The organism is Mesorhizobium sp. NFR06 (genome assembly GCF_900115245.1).
Classification (GTDB): Bacteria; Pseudomonadota; Alphaproteobacteria; order Rhizobiales; family Rhizobiaceae; genus Mesorhizobium.
This window is the reverse complement of record NZ_FOVT01000009.1, coordinates 18,487-45,486: the sequence shown is the minus strand read 5'-3', so window position 1 is coordinate 45,486 and position 27,000 is coordinate 18,487. Positions and strand designations below refer to the sequence as shown.

Sequence of the window (27,000 nt, the reverse complement as noted above, 5' to 3'; positions counted from 1 at the left end):
ATGACCGACCCGACCCGCCTGCCCGCCGACGGCCTTTTCGTCGGCCGCGCCAGGGCCAGCCAAGCCCCCCATCCGCTGGTGGTCACGGTGCGCGGCGGCGAGGTGATCGACATCACGTCGCGCGCGGCGCCGACGGTGCGCGATCTTTGCGAGTTGAAGGATCCGGCCGACTATCTGCGTTCGGCCAAGGGCAAGGCGATCGGCCCGCTGGCCGACATCGCAGCGAACAGCTTCGAGGCCAAGGGCGATTCCAAGAGGCCCATTCTTTTGTCGCCCGTCGATCTGCAAGCGGTGAAGGCATCGGGCGTCACCTTCGTCGTCAGCCTGCTCGAGCGCGTCATCGAGGAGCAGGCGCGCGGCTCGGCGGAAAAGGCCGACGCCATCCGAGCCGACATTGCCGGACTGATCGGCCACGACCTGTCGAAGCTTAAGCCCGGCTCGCCGGAAGCGATGGAGATCAAGGCCAAGCTGATTTCGCGCGGCGCCTGGTCGCAATATCTGGAAGTCGGCATCGGGCCGGATGCCGAGATATTCACCAAATGCCAGCCGATGGCCTCCGTCGGCTTCGGCGCCGATGTCGGCCTGCACCCCGTCTCCACCTGGAACAACCCGGAGCCGGAGATCGCCATGATCGCCGACAGCTCGGGCCGCATCGTCGGCGCCACGCTCGGCAACGACGTCAATCTGCGCGATGTCGAGGGGCGCTCGGCCTTGCTGCTGGGCAAAGCCAAGGACAACAACGCCTCGGCCGCGCTCGGGCCGTTCATCCGGCTGTTCGACGAGACTTTCTCCATCGCGGACGTCAAGCGCGCCACGGTGCGGCTCAGCGTCGAGGGCGAGGACGGCTTCTCGTTGGATGGCGCGAGCTCGATGGCGGAAATCAGCCGCTCGCCGGAGGAACTGGTCAAGGCCGCGATGGGGCCGCACCACCAATATCCTGATGGCCTGGCGCTCTATCTCGGCACGATGTTCGTGCCCTCGAAGGATCGCGGCGAGAAGGGCAAGGGCTTTACCCACAAGGTGGGCGACATCGTCACCATCTCGTCGGAGAAGCTCGGCGCCTTGGTCAACCGCGTGCGGCTGTCGCCCGATTGTCCGCACTGGACCTACGGCGCCAGCCATCTGATGCGCGACCTCGCCAGGGCCGATCTTATCTAGCAGCGGACAACAGCGGCGATATGCTGGCGCTCATCGCAGGCTGATGGAGCGCAACGACGTCGTTTGCCCGCAAAATATCACCCCAGCTGATGCAATCTGATGGGATTGCTGATGGCGTGCGCGTCTGTGCCAACATCCATTGGCGATGGAGGCTTGCCACCGCCCGAAAAAGGGAATGCTCTAGACGTTCTGGTCGGCGCTGGCAGGAGATGCGGTCCAAGGCCGCATCGCGCTTGAACCAGGAGGAGAGTTTCAACATGGGAGGAAATCGAATGCTTTCGCGGCTAAGACTGCTCGTGCTTGGCTTGATCGCCGCCATCGCCATTCCGGCGATGGCCGAGGCCAAGACGTTCTACTGGATTTCGCATGGCGGGCCGGCCGATCCGGTCTGGACCTATTTCCTCGCCGGTGCCAAGCAATGGGCGACCGACACCGGCAACAAGGTGAACACCTCGTTCCACAATGGCGACGTCGCCTCGCAGCAGGAAGCTGTGCGCGCCGCCATCTCGGCCAAGGCCGACGGCATCGTGACCACCAGCCCCGATCCGGGCAGCCTTGTCGAGATCGTCAAGGAAGCGCGCGCGGCCAACATCCCGATCATCAACTTCAACACGCCCGACCCGAAGGCCAACTTCAACGCCTATGTCGGCGGCGACAACGTCACCTTCGGCAAGCACTGGGCGCAGTATCTGGTCGACAAGGGCCTGGTGAAGAAGGGCGACTTCGTGTGGATGCCCGTCGAGGTGCCCGGCGCCACCTATGGCGTCCAGGAAGAGGAAGGCATCAAGAGCGTGTTCGGGCCGCTCGGCATCACCTATGAGGTGACCGAAGCGACCCTCGATCAGGCCGAAGTGATCAACCGCATGGTCGACTACCTCACCGCCCACAAGGGCAAGGTGAAGGCCATGATCGGCCTCGGCGACCTCGTCACCGGCTCGGTCAAGCGCGTGTTCGACCAGGTCGGCGTCAAGCCGGGCGAAATCCCGGTCGTCGGCTGGGGCAACTCGCTCGACACAACCCAGGAAGTGCTGAACGGCTATGTCAACGCCGCGCAGTGGCAGGACCCGCAGGCTACCAGCTATGTCGCGCTGTCGCTTGCCGCGATGGCCTCGGCCGGCATTCCTCCGGGCTTCAACGTGATAACCGGCGCGCTCTATGAGAAGGACACTGCCGGCGTCTACGACAAGATCCTGTCCGGCAAATAACTCGCGACCGAGGGCCGTGACCGCCTTTGCGGTTACGGCCGTCCCTTTCGCCGAGCCTGCCACCGCGCGGGCTTCCGCCAAGTTCACTCACGTCGCGGGCTCAATGGAAAACCGTTCCTTCATCCAAAATATCATCGCGCGGGCAGAATTCGGGCCGCTGGTGCTGCTCGTTGTCGAGCTCGTCGTCTTCTGGGGCATCAATCCGGACTTCCTGTCACCGCAGAATATCTCCAACATCCTGGCCTTCACCGTCGAGCTCGGCCTGATCGCGCTGGCGATGACGCTGCTGATGACATCGGGCGAATTCGACCTTTCGGTCGGCTCGCTGTTCGGCTTCTCGCCAGTGCTGATGTGGACGCTCTACAACAGCGGCGTCACATCGCTGGAGATGGGCCTTGTTATCGCACTGGTCGTCGCTGCCTTCATCGGCCTGGTCAATGGGTGGTTCGTCACCCGGCTCAAGATCCCGTCCTTCCTGGTAACGCTTGGCATGCTTTTGGTGGTGCGCGGCACCGCGCTTTTCGTCACCAGCGGCTTTCCACAACGCACGTGGAGCGCCGAAGGCAGCTGGCTGGCGGACATACTGGTCGGCGATTTCTACATCGGGCCGTTCCGCATCTACGCGTCGCTGTTCTGGTTCATCGGCGCCGCGATCGTGCTCGGCTATGTGCTGACGCAGAGCCGCATCGGCAACTGGATTCAGGCCGCCGGCGGCAACCCCAATGCGGCGCGTGCGCGCGGCGTCAACGTCGACCGCGTCAAGGTCGGCCTGTTCATTCTCTCAGCAGTGATGGCTTCGCTTGCCGGCGTCATCTCCTCGCTGCGGACGTCGGCCGCCAATCCCAACAGCGGCACCGGCTACGAACTCGAAGTCATCGCCATGGTGGTGATCGGCGGCACGGCGCTGACGGGCGGGCGCGGCACCATCATCGGCACGGTGCTCGGCATCCTGATCCTGCGCGTCATGCGCAACGGCATCGTGCTGATCGGCGTGCCGGGGCTCGCCTACAACATCTTCATCGGCGCGATCATCCTCGGCATGATGGCGCTGCATTCATGGCTCGAGCGCCGTCACCAGGCAGGGACGTGAACCATGGCCGAACCGCTGATCCGCATGGAAAATATCCGCAAGTCCTATGGGCGCGTGCAGGCGCTGGTGGACGCTAATTTCCACGTCAACGAAAGGGAGATCGTCGGCCTGCTCGGCGACAACGGCGCCGGCAAGTCGACATTGATCAAGGTGCTGTCGGGCGCCGTGCCGCTGACCAGCGGCGACATCTACATCCGCGGCAAGAAGGTCGCGCTGCGCAACACCAGCGACGCGATCGCGCAAGGCATCGAGACCATCTACCAGGACTCGGCCCTGGTGACGCAGCTGTCGATCGCGCGCAACCTGTTCCTCGGGCGCGAGCCGATCAAGTCGCCGCGTTTCCTCAACCGCATGGACCAGGAGGCGATGAACGCGGTGGCGCGCGACCTGCTGCGCCAAGTCGGCATCACCAAGAACATCCCGCCGACGACGCCGATCGGCTCGCTGTCGGGCGGCGAGCGGCAAGCCGTGGCGATCGCGCGCGCCATGCATTTCGACAGCGATCTGATCATCCTCGACGAGCCGACCAACAATCTCGGCGTCGCCGAGACGCAGGGCGTCTTAAGCTTCGTGCGCAGCGCCCGTGATTCCGGCCATTCCTGCATCTTCATCGCGCACAACATCCACCACGTCTTCCAGGTCGTCGATCGCATCGTGGTGATGCGGCGCGGCAAGGTGGTGGCCGACGACATCGACCCGAAAAAGACCACGGTCGCCGAGGTCGAGCGCGTCATCACCGGCATGTCGGACAAGGAGATCCGTGAGGCGATTGCCGCCGGGCGGCAGCATGGCTGATTGCTGACCGCGGATTGCGGCGGCGGCCGAGCGCAGTCGCGCCTTTCGCTAGCACGGGATTGCATCAACGCCTATGACTGGACCCATGAAAGCCACCGTAGCCGACATCGCCAGAAACTGCGGCCTGTCGACCGCGACCGTCGACCGGGTCCTCAACAACCGCCCGGGCGCAAGTGCGGCCAACCGTCAGCGCGTGATGGAGGCCGCCAAGCAGCTCGGCTACCTGCCGACGCTCGACCAGGTCGTGCTGCCATCGAAGCCGGCGCATCTCGAATTCTTCCTGCCCATCGGCTCCAACCCCTTCATGGCCGATCTCGCCAATCACATCGAGGACTATGCCCAGCGCCTGCCCCTGGTCGCTTCCTGCCGCATCCACAATCTTGCCGGCATTTCGCCAGGTGCGCTGCAGAGCGCGGTGGAGAACCTGTCGCTCAAGGCGAACGGCGTCGGCGTCATCGCCGTCGACCACCCGCGCACGCGCAACATCCTGCGCGAGCTGGTCGATGCCGGGATCAGGCTGGTGACGCTGATCTCGGACGTGCCGGCGGCGCCCCGTTCGGCCTATGTCGGTATCGACAACCGGGTAGCGGGTCGCACGGCGGCGCTGCTGATGGGCCGCTTCCTCGGCGGCCGCACCGGGCATCTGGCGATGGTGGTCGGTTCGCGCTCCTATCGCGGCCACGAGGAGCGCGAAATGGGCTTTCGCTCGGTGCTGAACGAAGAGTTTCCCAACCTCACCGTCTCGAGTGCCGCCGAGAGCAATGACGACCCGGACGCCAGCTACCGCGCAACGATAAAGGCGCTGCACAACGAACCGGAGCTGCTCGGCATATACTGCGTCGGCGCGGGACGCTCCGGCGTGGCCAAGGCTCTGCTCGAGGTCAGGCCGCGCAAGAAGCCGGTCTTCATCTGTCATGACCTGACCAAGGAAACGCGCCGCTATCTCGTCGACGATCTCGCCGACGTGGTCATCGACCAGAACGCACGGCTGATCGCCGAACAGTCGGTGATCCGCCTGCTCGGCTCGATCGCCTCGTCGGCGCCCTATCTGACGAAGAAGTTCATCGAGCCACGTCTGATCTTCAAGGAAAACGTGCCGGTGCGGTGAGCCCACGCCGCCCGGACAGAGCGCTTCTGCCCGATTTGTCTGACGATTGATCCCGCAATTCTGCACAGCAGCTATGCACGTTTCGCAATTGCCGAATCGTTAGGCAACCCGTATTTCTCTGGGTGTCGGCCGTCTCCTCCTCCCAGATGTGATGCCGACGATGAGTACGGTACACCTCCTCCCGTGCCGTATTCGAAATCAAGCCCGCTGCCACCTCCTCCCGGCAGCGGGCTTTTTCTTTGCCTGCATAGAAGTTATGCGGAGGCGATGCCAGCCCCATGCAGTAAGCGTCCCTCTGATGCTGGCCAAGGCACGCGCCTAGCCTTTAGCTGTCGCCAGATTGGTGCTGAGTTCGAAAGTAACTCCCGATACATCGGAGTGGGACTGCAGCACGGGCGCGCTCTCGCTCACGATATCCTCCACAACGCGCTCGCGTTCCTGAGCGGCCATTGCCTTGCCGGCAGCACTCATGCCGACCAGCGCTATCGTATTCAATCGCAGGAGGGACGCGCCGTCCTGAAAACGCATGGTGCGCGATATTGTCCTTGATCGAACGTCGTGGAAGCCGGCGTCCCGGAGCAGCGCCTCAAGCGGCGCCGCATTCGCAAAGCTGTGGCGCAGGTCCGCGACTGGGCCGAGGTGTCGCTCGGCGACGCGGCGCAGTTCTCGAAAGAAGCGGATCTCCTCGTCGGAGCGCCAAGTGGTAACTGCCAACCGGCCGCCCTGCGCCAGCGCGCGCCGCATCTCTGCCGTCGCAGCGGGCTTGTCGGGAAAGAACTGCAGCCCCTGCTGGCAGACGATCACGTCGAACTGCTCTCCGCCGCGGAGCGGCAGCGCACTCGCAGTGCCCACGCGCCAGTCGATGTCCGGCGCCACTGTGCGCGCGACGGCAAGCATATCTGGGTTGATGTCAATTCCGACAACATACCCGTCGGCCCCGAGCCGTTCCCTGGCAACGCGCGCGACTATTCCCGTGCCGCAGGCGATGTCCAAGACACGATGGCCTGGAGACGGCTTTACCTCTTCGAACGTCACTTCCGCCCAAGGCCGAAACAGAGGACCCACGAGCCAGCGTTCGTACATCTCCGGAAAACTTGCCTGACCCATCGCATAGCCAGGCGCCTGATTTTGAGACATCAGCGCGCTCGGAACGAGGCGATCAGGCTCTCGGCCATGCGCACGAATTGCGCGCTCGGACCTTCGGCGCCGACGCTCTGCATCGAGACGCGTGCGCCTTCGAGCAGCAGCGACAGCGTGTCGGCGAGAAGTTCCGCCTGACCGATGCCGGCGTCGCGGCAAAGCGCAACCAGCTTCTCGCGCTGGGCTTCCTTCAATTCCTTGATGACGCGCCTTGCCGGGTGATCGCTCTCACTGAGCTCGACGGCGGCATTGGCCATATCGCAGCCGCGACTGTCGGCGCTCAGCAGCTGCGAAGCCTTGCGAACCCAGGCATGCAGCTGCGCGAGCTTGTCGCCGGGATGCTCGGCCTCGAACTCGTCCCATATCCTTGAAGCCTTCGCCGCCGTGGCGCGCAGGCATTCGATGATCAGCTCGTCCTTGGACTCGAAATGACGGTAAAGCGTCATCTTGTTCGTGCCGGCAGCTTCGGTGATGGCGTCGACGCCCACACCCTTGATGCCGTGCTTGTGGAACATGTCCTGCGCCGTCTCCAAGATCCGGTCCCGGGGGCGGGAACGCTCCGCGACGCCGTCAGTCATCATGCTCTCCTTTCGTCGTTTCCAAAAAAACCCGGGCCACCTCTTGACTAGGGTGTTACCGGTCTGTAACTTCTAGATGTTACTTACTGGTAACACCTATATCACTCTCCGTCAAACGACAAGGCCCCACCGATAGCCCTGCCAGAGTGAGATAGGACAGAAAACCTGCCTGTCATGCGGCTTCGGCCGGTGAAATCGAAAAAAAGCGGCCCGTGATCAATCGATGCGAGCCGCAGCAAGGAGCCGCTCCTATGCAAAAGCGCAAGGACCTGACGATCGACGAAGCCATCCGGGATCCGATGATCCGGCTGGTGATGAAGGCGGACGGGATCGACCCCAAAGCCTTCGAACGGATGCTGCGCTCACGCGCGGCGGAACGGGCGGCGGGCGACGTCCCGCCATCCTTCCTGGAGGATTCCGGCTCCGGCCGGGCCCGGCGCATGCGCCACTTCGCAAGGCCGTTCGGAGAGGCATCCGCATCATGGTAAACTTCTTCATCCACCGCCCGATCTTCGCGTCGGCGATCGCCATCATCATGGTGCTCGCCGGTGCGATCGCGTATTTCCTGCTGCCGGTCTCGCAGTTTCCCGACATCACCCCGCCCCAGGTCGTGGTCAGCGCGCATTACCCTGGCGCCAGCGCGCAGGTCGTCGCCGACACGGTCACGACGCCGCTCGAGCAGCAGATCAACGGCGTGCAGGGCATGACCTACATGTCGTCGACGAGCTCGAATGACGGCTCCTCGACCATCACCATCACCTTCGATGTCGGTTATCCGCTGAGCACCGCGGCGGTCGACGTGCAGAACCGCGTCTCGCAAGCGGCATCCTCGCTGCCCGCGATCGTCAACCAGGGCGGCGTCACGATCAAGAAGCAGAACCCCAATTTCGTGCTGATCGTCGACCTCACGTCGCCGGACGGCTCGGTCGATCCGGTGGCGCTGAGCAACCTCGCCTACCTGCAGGTGGTCGATCCGCTGAAGCGGCTGCCCGGCGTCGGCGACGTGCAGATCTTCGGCGAGCGGCGCTATTCGATGCGCGTCTGGCTCGACCCCGACAAGCTGGCCAATCTGGGCATCACCGCCGTCGACGTGCAGAACGCCATCGCCGAGCAGAACGTGCAGGTCGCCGCCGGCAAGATCGGCCAGTCGCCGGCGCCTGCCGGCACCGCCTTCGAAATGCAGGTCAACGCCGTCGGTCGCCTGAGCGACCCGAAGGAATTCGGCGACATCGTCGTGCGCGCCAATTCCGCAAACGGCTCGCTGGTGCGGCTGCGCGACGTCGCGCGCATCGAGCTCGGCGCGCTGCAATATTCGTCCTCCGCTTTCTTCGGCAAGGACCCGACCGTGGTGCTCGCCGTCTACCAGATGCCCGGCTCCAACGCGCTCGACCTGCAGCAGCGGGTCAAGGACAAGATGCAGGAGCTGTCGCAGCGCTTCCCGAAGGGCGTCAACTACGCCATGCACTACGACACGACGCGCTTCGTGTCGGCCTCGATGCATGACGTGCTGATCACGCTCGGCGAAGCGCTGGTGCTGGTCGTGGCGGTGGTGTTCATCTTCCTGCAGAGCTGGCGCACCACCATCATCCCGACCATCGCCATTCCCGTGTCGCTGATCGCGACGCTGGCGGTCATGTACATGCTGGGCTTCTCGCTCAACATGCTCTCCCTGCTCGGCATGGTGCTGGCGATCGGCCTCGTCGTCGACGACGCGATCGTGGTGGTCGAGAATGTCGAGCGACAATTGGAAGCCGGCCTCAAGCCGCTTGCCGCGACACGCGCGGCGATGGCCGAGGTGACGGGGCCGATCATCGCCACCACCGCGGTGCTGATGGCGGTGTTCATTCCGGTTGCCTTCATCCCCGGCGTCTCGGGACGCCTCTACAACCAGTTTGCGCTGACGGTGGCGATTTCGGTCGGCATCTCGGCCTTCAACTCGCTGACGCTCTCCCCCGCGCTGAGCGCGGCGTTCCTGCGCCATCGCGGCGAGACGCAGTTCATCTTGTTCCGCTGGTTCAACGCCGGCTTCGACTGGCTGTCGCATGCATATGCCCATGGCGTGCGCATCTTGATCAAGCTGCGCTGGGCGATGCTTGCCCTGTTCGCGGCCGGCCTCGTCGCCACCTATTTCGTCTGGCAGAAACTGCCCTCGACCTTCCTCCCCGTGGAGGACCAGGGCTATTTCTTCGTCGTCATCCAGTTGCCGGACGGCGCTTCGCTGGAGCGCACGGACGCGGTGGCGCAGAGGGCGCGCGACATCCTGCAGAACACGCCCGGCGTCGACATCGTCGGCTCGATCAGCGGCCTCAACTTCCTGACCAGCGCCGCGCAATCGAACTCGGCGGTGGAGTTCGCGATCCTCAAGCCATGGGACGAACGCGGCCCCGAGCAGAGCGCTTCGAAGCTCGTCGCCGAGGTGCGCAACAAGCTGTTGCAGATGCCGGACGCGTTCGCGCTCTCCTTCGATCCGCCGTCGATCCCAGGCATCGGCACCACCGGCGGCTTCGAGTTCCAGGTCGAGGACCTGTCGGGCCGCGGCAGCGCTGCGCTGAACGAGGTCACCCAGGCGCTGATCGCCGAGGCGCGCAAGCAGCCCGAGCTCAATCCGCAGCAGCTGTTCTCGTCCTTCTCGACCTCGACGCCGCAGTTCAACTACGACCTCGACCGCAGCAAGGCGAAGCTGCTCGGCCTCAACCTGCCGGACGTGTTCAACACGTTGCAGATCTATCTCGGCTCGCTCTACGTCAACGACTTCAACCTGTTCGGCCGCACCTTCCGCGTGACGATCCAGGCCGACAAGGACGCGCGCGCCGACGCGACCGACATCTCGCGGCTCTATGTGCGCAACGCTTCCGGAGGCATGGTGCCGCTGAGCACGCTGGGCAAACTGGTGCCGATCGTCGGACCCGAGACCGTGCCGCATTACAACAACAACGCCTCGGCCCTGATCAATGGCGGCGCCGCCCCCGGCTTCTCGTCCGGACAGGCGGTGGCGGCGATGGAACGGGCGGCGGCGAACGTGCTGCCGCGGGACTTCGGTTACGAGTGGACCGGCATCACCTTTCAGGAGCTCAAGGCCGGATCGATCGCCTCGGTCGTGTTCGGGCTGGCGATCGTCTTCGTCTTCCTGATCCTGGCGGCGCAGTATGAAAGCTGGGCGATGCCCTTCATGGTGCTGCTTGCCGTGCCGCTCGCCCTGTTCGGCGCCTTCGCGGTACTTCTGCTGCGCGGCATGCAGATCGACGTCTACTCGCAGATCGGTTTCGTCATGCTGATCGGCCTGGCGGCGAAGAACGCGATCCTGATCGTCGAGTTCGCCCGACGCCGGCGCGAGGAGGGTCTGACCATCGTCGAGGCGGCAATGGAAGCCGCACGGCTCAGGCTGCGACCGATCCTGATGACGGCCTTCGCCTTCATCCTCGGCGTGCTGCCGCTGATGTTCGCGACCGGCGCGGGCGCCGCCAGCCGGCAGTCGATCGGCACCACCGTCTTCGGCGGCATGGTGGCGGCGACCATCCTGTCGCTGGTCTTCGTGCCCGTCTTCTACGCGGTGATCGAACAGCTGCGCGAGCGCGGCGAGAAAGAACCCGCCACGGGGCATCACGACGCCCCTCGGCAGGAGGAAGAAATTGAACCGACCGCCGAGCCGGCGCTTCAGCCGCTCGCCGAGGCGGCCGAATAGGATTGGAGACCAACATGCGTAAATGGAAAATCGCTTTGGGAACGGCCATTGCGCTCGGCGCGATCTCGGTGGCCAGTGTGCATTTGCTCGACATGGGCAATCTTAGCGGCGGCTCGGCGGGCGCGGCGCCCGCGCCAGCGGCCTTCGTCATGCCGGTGCCGGTGGTGAATGTCGTGAAAAAGACGCTGCCGATCTATCTCGACTACGCGGCACGGGTGGAGTCGATCCGCAGCATCACGCTGCAGGCGCGCGTGCCGGGCTACCTGCAGGAGCAGACGGCCGCCGACGGCAGCGACGTCAAGCAGGGCGACCTGCTCTACCGGATCGCGCCCGAGGACTATCAGGCCGCGCTCGACCAGGCGAAGGCGCAGGTGCAGCGCGACGCCGCCACGCTCGACTATGCAAAATCCAACCTCGGCCGCGGCTCCGACCTCGCCAAGGCCGGCTATCTCGACAAGGACAGCTTCGACCAGCGCACCAGCAATCTGCGCACGGCGCAAGCCGCGCTTGCCGTCGACCAGGCGGCGGTGCGAACGGCCGAGCTCAATCTGGGCTATGCCGAAATCAAGGCGCCGTTCCCGGGGCGCATCGGCCGCAACCAGGCCTCCGTGGGCACGCTGGTCAGCGTCGCAGGCACGGTGCTCAACACGCTGGTGCAGCTCGACCCGATCTACGTCACCTTCAATCCGAGCGAGACCGACCTCGTGCAGATCGAGCAGGCCAAGGCCGCCGGCCCGATCGCCGTCGACGTGCTGCTGCCGGGCGAGACCCAGCCCAGCCAGAAAGGCCAGCTCACCTTCATCGACAACACGATCGACCATTCGACCGGCACGATCACCGCGCGGGCGACGATCGGCAATGCGAAGTTCACTCTGCTGCCTGGACAGTATGTACGGGTGCGGCTGCATGTGAAGGAACAGCCGAACACGCTGATGGTGCCGCAGGTGGCGCTGGGTTCCAGCCAGCTCGGCAAATATCTTTATGTGCTGGGCAAAGGCAACACCGTCGACCAGAAGCTGGTCTCGCTCGGCCCGACCGACGGCGACCTGATTTCCGTGACCTCCGGCATCTCCGAGACCGATCAGGTGATCACGGGCAACTTGCAGAAGATCGGACCCGGAATGCCGGTTTCTCCCTTGCCGCAACCGAAACCGGCCAGCTGATAACCCCCATCAGTTTCCGGTCCGACGGCGCCCCCGACACCCACGTCGAGGGCGCCGTTTTGTTATGCGTCGCCAAGTCCCGCAACACCGACCTTGGAAATGGCGCGGCTTGAGGCTGCCGGTCTAAAAATCCGGCGTCGCGCAAAACCTCTTGTTAGATTGTCGACAATCTGCTTGTCTTGCAGAATTCCTCCCGGAGTCGACATATGGCAAAGCTGGATTTCAGTCCGATCCCGGATACGACGCGCAGGGCGGAGATCGTCGCCCTGCTCAGGCGCGCCATCCTGACCGGGCAGCTCGAGCCCGGACAGAAGCTCAACGAGCTCAGGATTTCCGAACAGATGCGGGTGAGCCGCGCGCCGTTGCGCGAGGCGATGCGCGAACTGGTGCAGGAAGGCATCCTGACCAGCATTCCCTACGCCGGGACCTTCGTCATCGATGTCACCGCCAAGGACATCATCGACGCCTATTCGCTCAACAAGGTGCTCGATGAATTCGCCATCGAACTCGCATGGCCGCAGCGCGACCGGCGCTTCTTCGACGAACTGGACCGCCGGCACGAGGCGGTGAAACAGGCGACGCGGGCGATTGACACCACGCGCCAGATCGAAACCGCGCTGCAGCTGCACGGGCTGATCTACGAATGGGCCGACAATTCGGTCCTGCTCGAGACCTGGCAGCGGCTGACCAGCCGGCTGCAGATGTATTTCGCCCTGCACCAGCGCGCGCGCAACGAGCCGGTTCCGGCCGAGAACGTGCATGAAACCTATGTGGCGCTGATGAAGGGCTCGGAAATGCGTGCTGCCCAACGCCACGCGCGCGAACATATCGACCTCGATTTCGAAGAGCTTCTTGGCTATGCGCGCGGCCTCGAGAAGCGCGCGACGAAGAACTGACACAACAAGCGTACGACGGACGGCAAAGTGAAGATCAAGAGCATCAAGGCCTATCATGTCGTGCAGCCCTTCGTGGATGGGCCCTACCGCATGTCCAAGGGGCGGGTCGCCGACTGCTTCGACGCGGTGATCGTCGCCATTACGGCGGATAGCGGCGTCACCGGCTGGGGCGAGATGGCGCCGCTCGGCAATTTCTATTCCGCCGCCTTCCCGGCCGGCACTCGCGCGGGCGTGCCGGAAATCGCGCCGCATCTGATCGGCCAGGATCCGCGCGGCCTTGCCGGCATCGGCAGGCTGATGGACACGGTGTTCAAGGGCCATCCTTACATCAAAGCCCCGCTCGACATGGCGTGCTGGGATCTCGCGGCGCGCGCGGCCGAGGTGCCGCTGGTGACGATGCTCGGCGGCCGCGAAAGCGAGACGGCTGAGCTCTACCGGGTCGTCACCCACGGCACGGTGGATCAGATGGCGGTTTTGGCCAAGCGCATCGTCGCCGACGGCTACCATCGGCTGCAGGTCAAGGTCGGCGGCAATGTGGGCGACGACATCGAGCGGGTCACGGCGGTCGCCGCCGCCGTACCGAAAGGCACGGTTATCTTCTGCGACGCCAATGCCGGTTGGACGCCCTACCAGGCGCGCCAGTTCGCCGACGCCACGCGCGGCATCGACTATACGTTCGAGCAGCCCTGCACGACGATCGAGGAGAACATGTCGGTGCGGCGCATGCTCGACAAGCCGATGGTGCTCGACGAATCCGTCACTTCGCTGGGCGAGATGCTGGAGATCCACCGCCGCGGCGCGGCTGACGGGCTGACGCTGAAGATCTCGCGTTTGGGCGGAGTGACGCAGACCCGCCTGATCCGTGACGTCGCCGTCGATCTCGGCTTCATGATCACGGTCGAGGACACCGGCGGCGCCGAGATCGATACGGCCGCGATGGCGCATCTGTCGCTGTCGACGCCGCAAGAGCGCCGGCTGCATGCGATTGCCTTCCACGAATGGGTGACGGTGCGCACGGCCACCAACAAGCCGCCGGTGACCGGCAGCCGCATGGGCATTCCCGATGGCTCCGGCCTTGGCATAGACGTAGATCCCAGCCTGCTCGGCGAGCCCTTCTTCGAGATCGGCGCAAGATGAAGATCAGGCGCATCAAGGCGACACCGATCAACTACCGGCTGGAGGCGCCTTACGTCTGGGTCTTCGGCGAGCTCGACGGCTTCTCGCCGACCATCATCGAGGTCGAGACCGAGGACGGGCTTGTCGGCATCGGCGAGGCGCCGACGCCGGCTGCGGCGGCCGTCATCAACGATGTGCTCGCGCCACGGCTCGCCGGCCGCGATGCCTTCGACATCGCCGGTGCGGAGGAAGTTTGCCTGCCCTTCTGGAGCGGCGTGCAATCGATCAACGACCGCACCCGCATCATGGCTTTCGGCGCCATCGAGATGGCGCTGTGGGATCTGCGCGGCAAGGCCTGGAAGCAGCCGCTCTACCAGCTGCTCGGTGGCGCGGTGCGCAAGGAGATCCCTTTCACCGACTATTTCTCGCTGCGCTGCGACGGCGCCAGGGTGAAGGGCGAGAAGACGCCTGAGGCAGTCGCCGACTATTGCGTCGAACTCAACGAGCGGCACGGCACCACCTTCTTCGAAGGCAAGTTCTCGACACAGGACCCGAAGATCTCGATGAAGATGGTCGAGCTGATCCGCAAAAAGCTCGGCGATGAGGCGATGATCCGCATCGATTCCAACCAGGCCTATTCGCTGGCGACCGCCAGGCAGCTGGCGCGGCCGCTGGAAGAACTCGGCGTGCGCAACTGGGAAGATCCGGTGGCGACAGTCGAGGAAATGCGGGAACTGCGGCGCCACACCTCGATCCCGTTCTCGACCCACAACATCGACATCGCCCGCGCCATGCAACTCAAGGTGCCGGACGCCTTCGTCGGCAACCCGACGGCGCATGGCGGCATCGGCCGGATGCTGCGCTTCGTCGGCGCCTGCGAGCATTCCGGCATCGACTACTGGTGCTACAGCGGCGACACCGGCATCGGCAGCGCCTGCTACCTGCATCTGTGCGCGGCCCTTGGCTGGATCAGGGAGCCCAACCAGTCGCTGTTTCGCATGCAGCCGATGGACATCATCGAGGAAGGCCCGTTCGCACCCAAGAACAACGTCGTACGGGTCCCGGAAGGGCACGGCCTCGGGGTCAAGCTGTCGCAGGAAAAGCTCGGCGCATGCCATCGCGATTTCGCCGAGCATGGCCCCTGCAACAAATATCACGACCCGGAAAAACCCGGGACTTACCGCAGACTGCCGCTGAACTAGGAGGGTGCCGAAAAGCAAGCAGGACATTTCGAAAAAACGCGGCCACGAGTTCGATCGGGTCGCCCGGCCGACGGACAATGCATCAAGAAAATCTGACTTTTCCGCTTCGACCGGCGGATGGATTGGTCGGGACCGCGTGCTACAGTCCATCGACCGATATTTATGGGTGCCGGGGGCAGGAGAACTCCACGGAACTCAGCTACTGGAATGCACTCGCCAACCACAACAACTGGGGAAAGGGCTTAGACCCATGAGCAAGAACTATCGCATTCTCGATCTCATCCGGCGCAGCCGCACGCCGCTCGAAAACCACCTCATCGATGGCCTGATCGACGGCCGCGTCAGCCGCCGCGAATTCGTGCGCCACGGCAGCCTGCTCGGCCTGTCGCTGCCGCTGCTCGGCCGCATCGGCATGGCGGCCGGCTTCGGCGCAGCGCCCTCGCTCGCTCGCGCCCAGGGTGCGCCCGGCGCTACCATCCGCGTCGGCAGCAACGTGCCGTCCGCTGCGATCGACCCGGTCACCATCGCCGACGCTGGGGGTCTGCTGGTGCTGCAGCAGGTCGCTGAATTCCTCTGCATCGACGGTCCGGACCTGGTGCTGAAGCCGGCACTGGCCGAAAGCTGGAAGCCGAACACCGACGGAACGGTGTGGACCTTCAAGCTGCGCAAGGGCGTCAAGTTCCACAGCGGCGGCGAGATGAAAGCCGACGACGTGGTGGCCAGCATCGACCGGCTCGCCGACCCGGCGAACTCATCCAATGCGCTGTCGGTGTTCAACGGCATTCTGCAAAAGGGCGCTACCAAGAAGGTCGACGACTATACCGTCGAGTTCCACCTCGATGCGCCTAACGGCAACTTCCCCTACATGGTGTCGTCCGACAACTACAACGCCGTCATCATCCCGGCGAGCTACAAGGGCGGCTACGAACAGAGTTTCGACGGCACCGGTCCGTTCAAACTCGAAAAATACACGGCCAAGGTCGGCGCGTCCTTCGTGCGCAACGAGGACTATTGGGGCGAGAAGGCTTTGCCGGAACGCACAGAGTTCACCTTCTTCTCCGACATGCAAGCCCAGATCCTCGCCTTGCAGGGCGGCCAGATCGACATCATCAACCAGATGCCGGTGCTGGCCGGCGTGGGTCTGCTCAACGATCCGAACGTCAGCGTCATCAGCCTGAAGTCGTCCGCGCACCAGCAGCTTCACCTGCGCTGCGACGACGGCCCAATGAAGGACCCGCGCGTGCGCCGTGCGATCGCGCTATCAATCGACCGCGACAAGCTGGTCGCGGGCCTGATGAAGGGGCGCGCCTCGCCGGGCAATGACAGCCCGTTCGCTCCGGTCTACCCATCGACCGATCAAAGCGTAGCGCAGCGCAAGCAGGACGTCGCGCAGGCCAAGCAGTTGATGGAAGCGGCCGGCGCTGGCAAGGGCTTCAAGGTGACGCTGACCACCGAGCGCTATCTGGAAATCCCGGAATACGCGCAGCTTATCCAGAACTGGGTCAAGGAAATCGGCATCGAGCTCGAGCTCAACATCCTCGACCAGGGCGCCTATTACGGCGATGCGGTGTTCGGCAAGTCGAACTGGCTGGATTCGGTGATGGGCATCACCGACTATGGCCACCGCGGCGTGCCGAACGTCTACCTTGCGGCTCCGCTGAAGAGCGACGGCACCTGGAATGCCGCGCACTTCAAGAACAAGGACTATGACCAACTGGCGACGAGCTATATCGCGGCCCTCGACCTCGAGGCGCAGAAGGCCACCGCCGGCAAGATCCAGAAGCTGCTGCTCGAGGAAACGCCGGTCGTCTTCGGCTATTTCTACGACTACCTGACGGCGACGGCGAAAGGCGTGGCGGGCGTGCAGCCCACGGCTATGTCGCAGCTGTTCCTCGAGAAGGCCTCGAAGGCCTGACGCGAGCGAACAAGCTTATCCCTAAATAGCCGGCTCTCCACGGAGAGCCGGCTCCAATAGGAGTATTCGCCATCCTCGCCTTCCTCGTCCGGCGCCTAGCTCTGTCGCTCGTCACGCTGTTCCTGCTCAGCGTCATGGTGTTTCTCGGCGGCCAGGTGCTGCCCGGCAATGTTGGGCGCGCCATCCTGGGACCGTTTGCCGACCAGCGCGCGGTCGATGCGCTCAACCATTCGCTCGGTGTCGACCGGCCGCTGCTCGTCCAGTACGGCACCTGGATCTGGAATTTCCTGCATGGCGACATGGGCACGTCCTACATTTTTCGCGCCCCGGTCGCGCCTTTTGTGATCGAGGCGCTCGGCCATTCGATGAAGCTGGCGCTCGTCGCCTTCGTGTTGGTGGTGCCGATCGGCATCCTCGGCGGCGTCATCGCGGCGCTCAACCTCAACCGGCCGCTCGATCGCATCATCAGCCTCGGAGGGCTGTCGGTGACGGTGCTGCCGGAATTCGTCACCGGCATCATCCTGATCCTGATCTTCGGCGTCTGGCTGCGCTGGCTGCCGATCGCGGCCGCCTGGCCGAAAGGCGCCGGCTTCTTCACCCAGCTCTATTACCTGATCCTGCCCTCGCTGCCGCTGTTTTTGGTGCTGTTCGGCTATATCGCGCGCATGGCGCGCTCCGGCATGATCGAGGCGCTCGATTCCGACTATACGCGCACCGCCGTGCTCAAGGGCCTGCCGTGGCGCACGGTGATCTGGCGCCATGTGCTGCGCAACGCGCTGCTGCCAACCATCACCGTGATTGCCACCCAGACCGGCTATCTCATCGGCGGCCTGGTCGTGATCGAGACGCTGTTCCGCTACCAGGGCATCGGCTCGCTGATCTTCACCGCGGCGCGCGGCAAGGACTTTCCGATGCTCGAGGCCGGCATCCTGACCATCGGCATCGTCTATGCGGTGGCAACATTGATCGCCGACTTCCTCTATTCCGTGCTCAATCCGCGTATCCGGCTGGGAGCAGAGCAATGAGCGCAACAGACACGCCTGCCGGCATGCCCTCCGCGCCCGACACCGCAGCGCGGCGCAGCCCCTGGGGCGAGGTTCTGCACTCGCTGCTCAGGTCCGGCACCTTCCTGACCGGACTTGCCATCGTGCTGTTCTGGATCGCCTGCGCGCTGTTCGGCGAGCATTTCGTGCCTTACGATCCGCTTGCCGACGACATCATCAATGCACTCTCGCCGCCATCGGCCGAGCATTGGTTCGGCACCGACCAGATCGGCCGCGACGTCTTCTCGCGCGTCATCGTCGGCTCGCGCGACATCCTGACCGTGGCGCCGCTGGCGACGCTCCTGGCGACGATTGCCGGCACCGCGCTCGGCCTCATCATCGGCTATTTCCGCGGCATCGTCGACGACGTCGTGAGCCGTGTCCTCGAAGCCTTCATGGCGATCCCCGTCGTCATCGTCGCGCTGCTTGCCATCGTCGCGCTCGGCACCTCGAAGGCGACCGTCATCGTCGTCATCGGCTTGAGCTTCGCGCCGATCATTGCGCGCACAGTCCGCTCGGCAGTGCTGGCCGAGCGCGAGCTCGACTATGTCGCGGCGGCAAAACTGCGCCATGAAGGCGCGATGCATACGATGTTCGTCGAGATCCTGCCCAACGTCATTCCGCCGATCCTGGTCGAGACGACAGTGCGGCTGGGCTACGCTATCTTCGCCGTCGCCACGCTTTCCTTCATGGGCTTCGGCATCCAGCCGCCGTCGCCCGACTGGGGGCTCTCGATCTCCAGCAATTACGGCATGATCGGCGGCGGCTTCTGGTGGACAGTGCTGTTCGATGCCCTGGCGATCGCCTCGCTGGTGATCGGCGTCAACCTGGTGGCCGACGGCGTGCATGGAGCGTTCAATGATTGAGCCCAAGCAAGCCGCCAACGCGCTCGAACTGAAGGACCTTTCCGTCGCCTATCGCGTCGGTGGCCGCAACCGCGCGGTATTGCGCAACGTCAACCTGACCATCAAGGCCGGCGAGGCTTACGGGCTGGTCGGCGAATCCGGCTGCGGCAAGTCGACCGTGGCGCTGTCGGTGGTGCGCTATTTGCCGCGCAACGGCTCGATCACCGGCGGTTCGATCGCCCTCGACGGCAGGGATGTGATGAAGCTCGACGCCGAAGCGCTGCGGCGCGCCCGCGCCGACAGCGTGTCGATGGTCTATCAGGATCCCGGCAAGGCGCTGAACCCGTCGCTGCGCATCGGCAGGCAGCTGACCGAGATCTTCGAACTCGCCGGCGTCACCGGACAAGCCGCGACCGACAAGGCGACCGCCATGCTGAACCGCGTGCGCATCTCCGATCCGGTCAGCGTCATGCAGCGCTTTCCGCACCAGCTTTCCGGCGGCATGCAGCAGCGCGTGGCGATCGCCATGGCCTTGGCCAACGATCCCTCGATGCTGATCCTCGACGAGCCGACGACCGGCCTCGACGCGACGGTGGAAGCCGAGGTGCTCGACCTGATCGGGCAATTGCGGCGGGAACTGTCGGCCTCGATCCTGTTCATCAGCCACAACCTCGCCGTCGTCTCCAACATGTGCGACCGCGTCGGCGTGCTCTATGCCGGCATGCTGGTCGAGGAAGGCTCGACCAAGGACGTCTTCAACGATCCGCGCCATCCCTACACGGTGGCGCTGTTGCGCTGCCTGCCGCGCGGCGGCCAGCGCAAGGACCAGGGCCGCCTCGACACCATCCCCGGCTTCCTGCCCGGCATCGGCGCCGCCATAGCCGGCTGCGCCTTCGCCGACCGCTGCGCGCTGGCGACCGAGCGCTGCCGCGCCGAGCCGCCGCCGCTCTATGATCTCGGCGATGGCCGTCTGTCGCGCTGCCACTATCACGACAAGGCGCAGTCGCTTCCGCGCGCCACGCCCGCCGACGTTCCCGCCGGCGCTCCCAAGCACGCGCCGCCGGTGCTCAAGGTCGAAGGACTGAACAAGACCTATGCCAGCCATGGTCATCCGCTGCGCGCGGTCAAGGATGTCTCGGTCAGTTTGCGGCCCGGCGAGACGCTCGGCCTTGTCGGCGAATCCGGCAGCGGCAAGACCACGTTCGCCAGGCTGTTGCTTGGCCTCGTTCCGCCGGACGACGGCGGCAGCATCGAGCTCGAAGGCAAGAAGCTCGCGCCACGGCTTGCCAGTCGCTCGGAAGACCAGGTCAAGGCAGTGCAGATCGTCTTCCAGAATCCGGACTCCGCGCTCAACCGCTCGCATTCGATCCGGCATATCCTCAGCCGCGCCTTGAAGCGGCTGGGCGGGCTCACCGGCAAGAGACTTGACACGCGCCTCGAAGAACTCGTGCGCTCGGTGCGGCTCACCGACCGGCATCTGGCGGTCAAGCCGCGCCAGCTCTCGGGTGGGCTGAAGCAGCGCGTGGCGATCGCGCGCGCCTTTGCCGGCGACCCGCGCATCGTCGTCTGCGACGAGCCCACCTCGGCGCTCGACGTGTCGGTGCAGGCGGCGATCCTCAACTTGTTGGCCGACCTGCAGTCGAAGCAGGACGTCAGCTACATCTTCATCTCGCATGACCTCGGCGTGGTGCGCTACCTCTCCGACAAGATCGCCGTGCTCTATCTCGGCCGCATCATGGAGTTCGGCCCCTCGGAAGCGGTCTTTTCCGGCCCGCACCACCCCTACACCGAAGCGCTGCTGTCGGCCGTGCCAAAACTCGACCGGACGGAGAGCTCGCGCATCCGCCTCGACGGCGAAATCCCGAGTGCCGCCAACCCGCCGACGGGCTGCGTCTTCCACACGCGCTGCCCGCGCAAGATCGGCGCGATCTGCGAGACGCAGGAGCCGGAATTGATCGAGGCCCAGCCCGGCCACACCATCCGCTGCCATATCCCCTATGCGGAGCTGGCGCGGCTGCAGAAGCCGAAGGTCGTGGAGCCGGCGTGAGCGCAATCAGGGCATGGGCGCATCCGCCATGCTGAGGGCGCGATCGGCCTCGGCAAAGCCACTGGCACCCGACCAGTCCCTGACCAGCGTCCGCAAGCCCTTGAGCGCAATGTCGAGAGCATCGGACGAGGCCGGGTTCGCAGGATAGGCGAGATAGATCGGACGCTGGAACACGGGCGTGCCCTCGATGCGCTTCAGCTCGCCGCGCTCGACATGCGAGCTCACCGCGCTGAGCGGCAAGTAGGCCGCCGCCTTCTGCGACAGGACGTGCTGCAGCCCGATGAACACCAACCCGGCCGAGATCGCAGGCTTTACCACGCCGGCAAAGGCACGGTCGTGCTCGATGCGGAACTCCAGCCCCCAATCCATCAGGATGTAGTTGTCGGTCCACGATCCAGGCTGCTCGGCGTGCTGGACGAGAACCACCTGATCGACGGCAAGCGTCTCGTAGACGATGCCCGGATGCGGTTTGGGCAGATAGAGGATGCAGATATCGAGCAGGCCTTCCGCTATCTGGTCGATCGCAAGGTCCGGGAAACTGCCTTCGAGGCGCAGCGCCACGTTTGGCCGCCGCTGCCGCATCCAGCTGATCCAGGGCGAGGTTATGCTGTCCCAAAGATAGGCCGGCGCGGTAAGCCGCAGCAGCGTTTCGTAGCCATCGGGAACGGCGATATCCTGCCGCGACTGCTCCCAGGTGCGGGTGATCGTCGAGGCATGCGGCAGGAATTGCCGGCCCGCCGGCGTCAGCGTGACGCCGTCGCTGTCGCGGACGAACAGCTTGCGGCCCAGTTGCTCTTCCAGACCGCGAATGCGCGCGCTCACGGTCGACTGGGCAAGGTTCAGCCGATTGGCCGCGACGGTGAAGCTGCCATGCGCCGCGACCTCCAGGAAACTGCGCAGATTCTCGGTGTCCATGACTTCCCGCCTTTCAGTGGCCCGCCATCGAAAATTCCGATGACTGCAATCAAAAAATATCGCTTTCCGGTCGCGGTCAACAGTGACCTAAATGACGGCATACCCACACGAAGCGAGGAATGCAGCCATGCCGAAGCATTTCAGGATCATCGACGCCACTCGCAAGCAACTCTGCGCAATCGAAAATTCCGCTATCGACGAATTGCTTGCCGGCAAGATCGGCAGGCGCGAATTCCTGCGCCATGGCAGCGTGCTCGGCCTGTCGCTGCCTTTCCTCGGCGGCATCGCTTCGGCGGTCGGCCTCGGCACTCCGGAGGCACGCGCCGAAGGCAAACCGGGCGGTACCGTTCGCGCCGGCGTCGCAGTGCCTGGCGGCGCAATCGACCCGGTGACCTTCTATGACAGCGGCAGCTACCAGCTTGTCTTCCAGACCGCGGAATTTCTCTGCATCACGCAGCCGGACCTCACACTAAAACCGGTGCTGGCGGAAAGCTGGTCGCCCAACGCCGACGGCAGCGTCTGGACCTTCAAGCTGCGCAAGGGCGTGAAATTCCACAATGGCGAGGCCTTCAAGGCCGACGACGTCGTGGCGACCTTCGATCGCCTCGCCGATCCGACGGGCGCTTCCAACGCGCTGTCGGTGTTCAAGGGCCTTCTGTCAAAGGGTGGCACGCGCAAGGTCGACGACCACACCGTCGAATTCCATCTCGACGCGCCGAACGGCAGCTTCCCCTATTCGGTGTCGATCGACAATTACAACGCCGTCATCCTGCCGGCGAGCTACAAGGGCGATTACGAGAAGACATTTGAAGGCACCGGTCCGTTCCGGCTCGAAAGCTACACGCCCAAGGTCGGCGCGAGCTTCGTGCGCAACCCCGACTACTGGGGCGAGAAGGCCCTGCCCGACCGGCTCGAGTTCAAATTCTACGGCGACGTGCAGCCGCGCATCCTGGCGCTGCAGGCGGGCGAGGTCGACGTACTCGACGCCATCCCGCTCGACGTCAGCCAGGTGGTGCTGGGCAATCCCGACATCACCGTGCTGCGCGTGGCGTCCACCGCGCATCGCCAGCTCCATATGCGCTGCGACATGGCACCCTTCACCGACAAGCGCGTGCGCCAGGCGCTTGCCTTGTGCATCGACCGCTCCAAGCTGGTCGACGGCTTGTGCCGTGGCATGGCGGCTACCGGCAATGACAGTCCTTTCGCGCCGGCCTTTCCGGTCACCGACAAGTCGGTGGCGCAGCGCACTCAGGATATCGCCAAGGCCAAGCAGTTGATGGAGGCGGCGGGGCTTGGGAGCGGCTTCGACATGACGCTGACGACGCTGCGCTATTCCGACATTCCGGGCTATGCGCAGCTCTTCCAGAACTTCGCCAAGGAGATCGGCGCCCGCATCTCGCTCAACATCGAGGACCAGGACAAATATTACGGCAAGGCGGTGTTCGGCCAGTCGGACTGGCTGGACAGCCCGCTCGGCATCACCGACTACGCGCATCGCAGCGTGCCGAACGTTTTCCTGAAAAGTCCCCTGGTCAGCGACGGCCCATGGAACGCCGCGCATTTCAAGAACACGACCTATGACGGGATGGTCGCCGGCTATCTCAAGGCGCTCGACCTCGACGCCCAGCGCAAGGCCGCATCCGACATCCAGAAGCTGCTGCTCGACGAGACGCCGGTGATCTTCAGCTATTTCCCGGACCTTTTGGTGCCGGTGCGCAAGAACGTCAGCGGCGTGCCGCCGATCGCCGCCGGCCTGCTGCTCGATCGGGTGTCGGTGGCATGATGACCATGACCGCCCGCAAGAACCCGGCGGCAAACGACGAGAAGAGGACAAGTACCATTCGCAAGCCCCATCTGCGCGGCCGCGGGCCGCATTTCCCTGTCCTCGACTCGATCGTGCAATATGAGTTCGAGCCGGGCTATGTCGCCTTCACCATGCCCTCGCCCAAGCGGATCAGGGTGCAGGTCGGGCCGATGATCGTCGCCGACACCACGAAGGCGCTGGTGTTCCAGGAAAGCGACCATCTGCCGGTCTATTACTTCCCGATGAGCGACGTGCGCGAGGAGTTCCTGCTGCCGAGCCGGACGACGACGGAAGACCCGTTCAAGGGCGTTGCCACGCATTATTCGCTCAACACCGGCATCACGCTGGTCGAGGACGGCGCGTGGCGCTACCTCAACCCCGTCAAGGGCTGTCCGCCGATCGGCGACTACATCTCCTTCTATTGGCCGAAGATGACCCATTGGTATGAGGAGGACGAGGAGATCTTCGTCCACGCCCGCGACCCGTTCCGGCGCGTCGACTGCCTGCCCTCCTCGCGGCGCGTGCAAGTGATCCTCGATGGCGAGCAGGTGGCGGATTCACGGCGCGGCGTGTTCCTGTTCGAGACCGGGCATCCTGTGCGCCACTATCTGCCGATCTCGGATACGCGGCTCGATATGTTTTCACCCAGCCGCTACATCTCGCGCTGCCCCTACAAGGGCATCTCCAACTATTACCACGTGACGACGCCCAAGAAGCGGCACGAGAACCTGGTCTGGTATTATCCCGAGCCGGTGCATGAGGCCGAGCGCATCAAGGGTCTCGTCTGCTTCCACCACGAACTGGTCGACACGATCCTGGTCGACGGGGTCGAGATCCCGAAGGAAGCGACGGCGGCGTCGGAAGGCTATTTCTAAGGTTGCACCGAGCCCACTGGCGCCGGCGCCACTTGATCGAGGCGCGGTTCAGCGCATACCCTGCCCAAAACAAAGGGAGGGCGAGCGATGGATCTTTTCAGGCTCGATGGCGGCGTCGCGCTGGTCACCGGCGCCGGCAGCGGCATCGGCCGGGCAATCGCGATCGGACTGGCCGAAGCTGGCGCCAACGTCGCTTGTTTCGGCCATGCGTCCAAGGGCGGGCTTGAGGAAACCGCGCAAAGGATCACGGAGCTTGGCAAGAAAGCGTTGGTGCTGATTGGCAGCGTCACTTCCGAAAGCGATCTCGCAACTGCGATCGATCGCGTTGGAGCCGAACTCGGCGCGCTGACTGTCGCCGTCAACAATGCCGGCATCGCCGGCTCGGAAGCGGCCGAGACCATGTCGCTGGAAAAATGGCGCAAGGTGCACGAGGTCAATGTAGCGGGTGTATTTTTATCCTGTCAGGCCGAAGCGCGCGTCATGCTTCCTCGACGCGCCGGCTCGATCATCAACATAGCTTCGATGTCGGGCACCATCGTGAACAGGGGGCTGACGCAGGCGCATTACAACTCCTCCAAGGCCGCCGTCATCCACATGTCGAAAAGCCTCGCCATGGAATGGGCCGACCGCGGCTTGCGCGTCAATGTTGTCAGCCCGGGCTACACGCTGACGCCGATGAACAAGCGGCCCGAGGTGGCGGAGGAAATAAAAATCTTCAAACGCGACACGCCGATGGGGCGCATGGCGGAACCGGAGGAAATGGTCGGACCGACTGTATTCCTGGCCAGCCGCGCGTCGAGCTTCGTCACCGGCCTCGACCTGATCGTCGATGGCGGCTACGTCTGCTGGTAGCACGAGGCGACGACTGACCCAGCGTCTCCACAGAAATCTCGGCGTAACAGCGCCCCCTACTCGGCCGCCACGCCCTTCACCTCGAGATAGCTCTCCATGGAATCGTCCAGCGCCTGCAGCCAGGGCGTATGGTGGACCGGCGCCATCGTGCCGGTCATCAGCGAGCGATAGGCGTTGTCGCGGAAAGTCATGATGTTTTCCATCTTGTGGTGCTCCCACTCCATGAAGGTGCGGTTGACCGCCTCGACATCGAAGCCCGGATAGTCGGTCTGGTCCATCAGTTCCTTGGTGTAGTCGCCCTGGAACCAGATCATCTGCTCGGCGTCTTCAAGCGTCTCCTCGCGGGCACGCCACTTGGCGCTGTGCTCGGCCATCGCCTCGGCGGAGGGCAGCTTGATGCGACCCATGATGACATCGCGCGCGTACCACGCCTGCGCGTCGAACATGTTGAAGGTGTAGAACTGGTCCTGCATGCCGATGTAGAACAGTTTTGGATTCTTCTCCCAGACGACGCCCTCATAGAGATCGAGCGGCCACATGCGGTTGGCGGTCTTGAGCTTGAGATCGTCGGTCAGGAAAGGGAAGGAATGCAGGTAGCCGGTGCACAGGATGATGGCATCGACGTCCTTGGTGGTAGCGTCCTTGAAGTGCGCCGTCTTGCCGACGACCTTCTGCAAGAGCGGCACTTCCTTCCAGTTCTCCGGCCATTTGAAGCCCATCGGCTTGGAGCGGTAGCTGGAGGTGATCGATTTCGCGCCGTATTTGTAGCACTGCGAACCGATGTCCTCGGCCGAGTAGGAGCGGCCGATGATAAGGATGTCCTTGCCCTTGAACTCCATGGCATCGCGGAAATCGTGGCTGTGCAGGATGCGGCCGTTGAAGGTCGCGAAGCCTTCGAAGAAGGGCACGTTGGGCACCGAGAAATGCCCCGACGCGACGACGACGTTGTCGAACTCTTCCGAATAGGTCACGTCGTTGGTGCGGTCATGCGCGGTGACGGTGAATGTCTTCGTCTCGTCGGAATAGGTCACCATGCGCACCGGGCTGTTGAAGCGCACCCATTCGCGCAGGCCCGATTTCTCGACGCGGCCCTTGATGTAGTCCCACAGCACGGCGCGCGGCGGATAGGAGGCGATCGGCCGGCCGAAATGTTCCTCGAACGTGTAGTCGGCGAATTCGAGGCATTCCTTCGGGCCGTTCGACCAAAGGTAGCGGTACATCGAGCCATGCACCGGGTCGCCATGCTCGTCGAGGCCGGTGCGCCAGGTGTAGTTCCACAGGCCGCCCCAGTCGCTCTGCTTTTCGAAGCAGACGATTTCCGGAATCTCGGCGCCCTTGTCGGCCGCCGATTTAAAGGCCCTTAGCTGCGCCAGGCCCGACGGTCCGGCTCCGATCACGGCAACACGAGATTTCATTGCGGGCCTCCTCTTTTTGATTTCCCCGACGAAACAAATTTCACTGACAGTGACAGTAATTGGGTCTTCGGTGCTGTCAACAAACATCTGCGGCAACGCGCTTTGCCCGAAACGGTTATTCTGCGCAGAGCGACTGCGTTGGTGTGGACAGCGGGC

Annotated in this window: 22 protein-coding genes; 18 read left to right on the top strand and 4 right to left on the bottom strand. The window is 64.2% G+C overall.

Features of this window, described 5'->3' with window-relative positions; translation table 11 throughout:
* From F3H96_RS17105 to F3H96_RS17085, 5 genes are all read left to right on the top strand, one after another.
* Complete coding sequence (locus F3H96_RS17105; protein WP_149802904.1) at positions 1-1,158, top strand: fumarylacetoacetate hydrolase family protein; 1,158 nt, start codon at positions 1-3, stop codon at positions 1,156-1,158.
* Positions 1,159-1,430: 272 nt separating this feature from the next.
* On the top strand, positions 1,431-2,363 hold the full coding sequence (locus F3H96_RS17100; RefSeq protein WP_149802903.1) for a substrate-binding domain-containing protein: 933 nt from the start codon (positions 1,431-1,433) through the stop codon (positions 2,361-2,363).
* A 103-nt stretch (positions 2,364-2,466) separates the two neighbouring features.
* The gene (locus tag F3H96_RS17095) at positions 2,467-3,453 is read left to right on the top strand and encodes an ABC transporter permease (protein WP_149802902.1); all 987 of its coding nucleotides are present in this window, start codon (positions 2,467-2,469) and stop codon (positions 3,451-3,453) included.
* 3 nt (positions 3,454-3,456) lie between these two features.
* Positions 3,457-4,248, top strand: coding sequence for an ATP-binding cassette domain-containing protein (locus tag F3H96_RS17090; RefSeq protein WP_149802901.1), 792 nt, complete (start codon positions 3,457-3,459; stop codon positions 4,246-4,248).
* A gap of 85 nt (positions 4,249-4,333) precedes the next feature.
* Positions 4,334-5,356 (top strand): LacI family DNA-binding transcriptional regulator, encoded by a 1,023-nt coding sequence (locus tag F3H96_RS17085; protein ID WP_149802900.1) that lies wholly within the window; start codon positions 4,334-4,336, stop codon positions 5,354-5,356.
* Positions 5,357-5,674: 318 nt separating this feature from the next.
* Here the strand turns inward: F3H96_RS17085 and F3H96_RS17075 are convergent, their stop codons facing one another.
* Together F3H96_RS17075 and F3H96_RS17070 are read right to left on the bottom strand one after the other, a co-directional pair.
* Complete coding sequence (locus F3H96_RS17075; protein ID WP_149802899.1) at positions 5,675-6,493, bottom strand: methyltransferase domain-containing protein; 819 nt, start codon at positions 6,491-6,493, stop codon at positions 5,675-5,677.
* A complete protein-coding gene (locus F3H96_RS17070) occupies positions 6,493-7,074 on the bottom strand; it encodes a TetR/AcrR family transcriptional regulator (RefSeq protein ID WP_149802898.1) in 582 nt (193 codons plus the stop codon). Before F3H96_RS17070 ends, F3H96_RS17075 begins: the two co-directional genes overlap by 1 nt.
* A 251-nt stretch (positions 7,075-7,325) precedes the next feature.
* On the opposite strand from F3H96_RS17070, the gene F3H96_RS17065 reads away from it, so the two are divergent.
* The 10 genes from F3H96_RS17065 to F3H96_RS17020 all read left to right on the top strand — a co-directional run bounded on the left by F3H96_RS17065 (position 7,326) and on the right by F3H96_RS17020 (position 20,983).
* On the top strand, positions 7,326-7,562 hold the full coding sequence (locus tag F3H96_RS17065) for a hypothetical protein (RefSeq protein WP_149802897.1): 237 nt from the start codon (positions 7,326-7,328) through the stop codon (positions 7,560-7,562).
* On the top strand, positions 7,556-10,756 hold the full coding sequence (locus F3H96_RS17060; protein WP_149802896.1) for a multidrug efflux RND transporter permease subunit: 3,201 nt from the start codon (positions 7,556-7,558) through the stop codon (positions 10,754-10,756). The genes F3H96_RS17065 and F3H96_RS17060 overlap by 7 nt, the downstream gene beginning before the upstream one ends.
* Before the next feature lie 14 nt (positions 10,757-10,770).
* Positions 10,771-11,919 (top strand): efflux RND transporter periplasmic adaptor subunit, encoded by a 1,149-nt coding sequence (locus tag F3H96_RS17055; RefSeq protein WP_149802895.1) that lies wholly within the window; start codon positions 10,771-10,773, stop codon positions 11,917-11,919.
* Positions 11,920-12,125: 206 nt separating this feature from the next.
* Positions 12,126-12,815 carry a GntR family transcriptional regulator gene (locus F3H96_RS17050; protein WP_149802894.1) on the top strand — a complete coding sequence of 230 codons (690 nt, stop codon included), beginning with the start codon at positions 12,126-12,128 and terminating at the stop codon, positions 12,813-12,815.
* Positions 12,816-12,842: 27 nt separating this feature from the next.
* Positions 12,843-13,952, top strand: coding sequence for a mandelate racemase/muconate lactonizing enzyme family protein (locus F3H96_RS17045; RefSeq protein WP_149802893.1), 1,110 nt, complete (start codon positions 12,843-12,845; stop codon positions 13,950-13,952).
* Positions 13,949-15,133: a mandelate racemase/muconate lactonizing enzyme family protein gene (locus tag F3H96_RS17040; protein ID WP_149802892.1), complete on the top strand. Its 1,185-nt coding sequence runs from the start codon at positions 13,949-13,951 to the stop codon at positions 15,131-15,133. The genes F3H96_RS17045 and F3H96_RS17040 overlap by 4 nt, the downstream gene beginning before the upstream one ends.
* Positions 15,134-15,383: 250 nt before the next feature.
* Positions 15,384-17,048, top strand: coding sequence for an ABC transporter substrate-binding protein (locus F3H96_RS17035; RefSeq protein WP_149802891.1), 1,665 nt, complete (start codon positions 15,384-15,386; stop codon positions 17,046-17,048).
* A gap of 71 nt (positions 17,049-17,119) precedes the next feature.
* Entirely contained in the window at positions 17,120-18,073 is a 954-nt protein-coding gene (locus F3H96_RS17030) for an ABC transporter permease (RefSeq protein WP_149802890.1), read from the top strand.
* A complete protein-coding gene (locus F3H96_RS17025) occupies positions 18,070-18,957 on the top strand; it encodes an ABC transporter permease (protein WP_188131432.1) in 888 nt (295 codons plus the stop codon). The genes F3H96_RS17030 and F3H96_RS17025 overlap by 4 nt, the downstream gene beginning before the upstream one ends.
* The gene (locus F3H96_RS17020) at positions 18,950-20,983 is read left to right on the top strand and encodes an ABC transporter ATP-binding protein (RefSeq protein WP_149802889.1); all 2,034 of its coding nucleotides are present in this window, start codon (positions 18,950-18,952) and stop codon (positions 20,981-20,983) included. The genes F3H96_RS17025 and F3H96_RS17020 overlap by 8 nt, the downstream gene beginning before the upstream one ends.
* A gap of 6 nt (positions 20,984-20,989) precedes the next feature.
* On the opposite strand, the gene F3H96_RS17015 is transcribed toward F3H96_RS17020, so the two are convergent.
* Positions 20,990-21,898 (bottom strand): LysR family transcriptional regulator, encoded by a 909-nt coding sequence (locus F3H96_RS17015; RefSeq protein WP_149802888.1) that lies wholly within the window; start codon positions 21,896-21,898, stop codon positions 20,990-20,992.
* A gap of 127 nt (positions 21,899-22,025) precedes the next feature.
* On the opposite strand from F3H96_RS17015, the gene F3H96_RS17010 reads away from it, so the two are divergent.
* From F3H96_RS17010 to F3H96_RS17000, 3 genes are all read left to right on the top strand, one after another.
* Positions 22,026-23,681 (top strand): ABC transporter substrate-binding protein, encoded by a 1,656-nt coding sequence (locus tag F3H96_RS17010; protein ID WP_149802887.1) that lies wholly within the window; start codon positions 22,026-22,028, stop codon positions 23,679-23,681.
* Between the two features lie 5 nt (positions 23,682-23,686).
* Positions 23,687-24,577: a DUF427 domain-containing protein gene (locus tag F3H96_RS17005; protein ID WP_149803072.1), complete on the top strand. Its 891-nt coding sequence runs from the start codon at positions 23,687-23,689 to the stop codon at positions 24,575-24,577.
* 87 nt (positions 24,578-24,664) lie between these two features.
* Positions 24,665-25,429, top strand: a complete 765-nt coding sequence (locus F3H96_RS17000) for an SDR family oxidoreductase (protein WP_149802886.1) — start codon at positions 24,665-24,667, stop codon at positions 25,427-25,429.
* Between the two features lie 56 nt (positions 25,430-25,485).
* Here F3H96_RS17000 and F3H96_RS16995 read toward each other — a convergent pair whose 3' ends face one another.
* On the bottom strand, positions 25,486-26,844 hold the full coding sequence (locus F3H96_RS16995; protein ID WP_149802885.1) for an NAD(P)/FAD-dependent oxidoreductase: 1,359 nt from the start codon (positions 26,842-26,844) through the stop codon (positions 25,486-25,488).
* Positions 26,845-27,000: the final 156 nt, after the last annotated feature.

Coding starts and splice junctions, on each gene's coding strand:
- F3H96_RS17095 (WP_149802902.1), top strand. CDS start 2,467: ATGGAAAACCGTTCCTTCATCCAAAATATCATCGCGCGGGCAGAATTC.
- F3H96_RS17020 (WP_149802889.1), top strand. CDS start 18,950: ATGATTGAGCCCAAGCAAGCCGCCAACGCGCTCGAACTGAAGGACCTT.
- F3H96_RS17025 (WP_188131432.1), top strand. CDS start 18,070: ATGAGCGCAACAGACACGCCTGCCGGCATGCCCTCCGCGCCCGACACC.
- F3H96_RS17015 (WP_149802888.1), bottom strand. CDS start 21,898: ATGGACACCGAGAATCTGCGCAGTTTCCTGGAGGTCGCGGCGCATGGC.
- F3H96_RS17085 (WP_149802900.1), top strand. CDS start 4,334: ATGAAAGCCACCGTAGCCGACATCGCCAGAAACTGCGGCCTGTCGACC.
- F3H96_RS17060 (WP_149802896.1), top strand. CDS start 7,556: ATGGTAAACTTCTTCATCCACCGCCCGATCTTCGCGTCGGCGATCGCC.
- F3H96_RS17010 (WP_149802887.1), top strand. CDS start 22,026: ATGCCGAAGCATTTCAGGATCATCGACGCCACTCGCAAGCAACTCTGC.
- F3H96_RS17090 (WP_149802901.1), top strand. CDS start 3,457: ATGGCCGAACCGCTGATCCGCATGGAAAATATCCGCAAGTCCTATGGG.
- F3H96_RS17065 (WP_149802897.1), top strand. CDS start 7,326: ATGCAAAAGCGCAAGGACCTGACGATCGACGAAGCCATCCGGGATCCG.
- F3H96_RS17005 (WP_149803072.1), top strand. CDS start 23,687: ATGACCGCCCGCAAGAACCCGGCGGCAAACGACGAGAAGAGGACAAGT.
- F3H96_RS17035 (WP_149802891.1), top strand. CDS start 15,384: ATGAGCAAGAACTATCGCATTCTCGATCTCATCCGGCGCAGCCGCACG.
- F3H96_RS17105 (WP_149802904.1), top strand. CDS start 1: ATGACCGACCCGACCCGCCTGCCCGCCGACGGCCTTTTCGTCGGCCGC.
- F3H96_RS17055 (WP_149802895.1), top strand. CDS start 10,771: ATGCGTAAATGGAAAATCGCTTTGGGAACGGCCATTGCGCTCGGCGCG.
- F3H96_RS17050 (WP_149802894.1), top strand. CDS start 12,126: ATGGCAAAGCTGGATTTCAGTCCGATCCCGGATACGACGCGCAGGGCG.
- F3H96_RS17040 (WP_149802892.1), top strand. CDS start 13,949: ATGAAGATCAGGCGCATCAAGGCGACACCGATCAACTACCGGCTGGAG.
- F3H96_RS17100 (WP_149802903.1), top strand. CDS start 1,431: ATGCTTTCGCGGCTAAGACTGCTCGTGCTTGGCTTGATCGCCGCCATC.
- F3H96_RS17000 (WP_149802886.1), top strand. CDS start 24,665: ATGGATCTTTTCAGGCTCGATGGCGGCGTCGCGCTGGTCACCGGCGCC.
- F3H96_RS16995 (WP_149802885.1), bottom strand. CDS start 26,844: ATGAAATCTCGTGTTGCCGTGATCGGAGCCGGACCGTCGGGCCTGGCG.
- F3H96_RS17075 (WP_149802899.1), bottom strand. CDS start 6,493: ATGTCTCAAAATCAGGCGCCTGGCTATGCGATGGGTCAGGCAAGTTTT.
- F3H96_RS17070 (WP_149802898.1), bottom strand. CDS start 7,074: ATGACTGACGGCGTCGCGGAGCGTTCCCGCCCCCGGGACCGGATCTTG.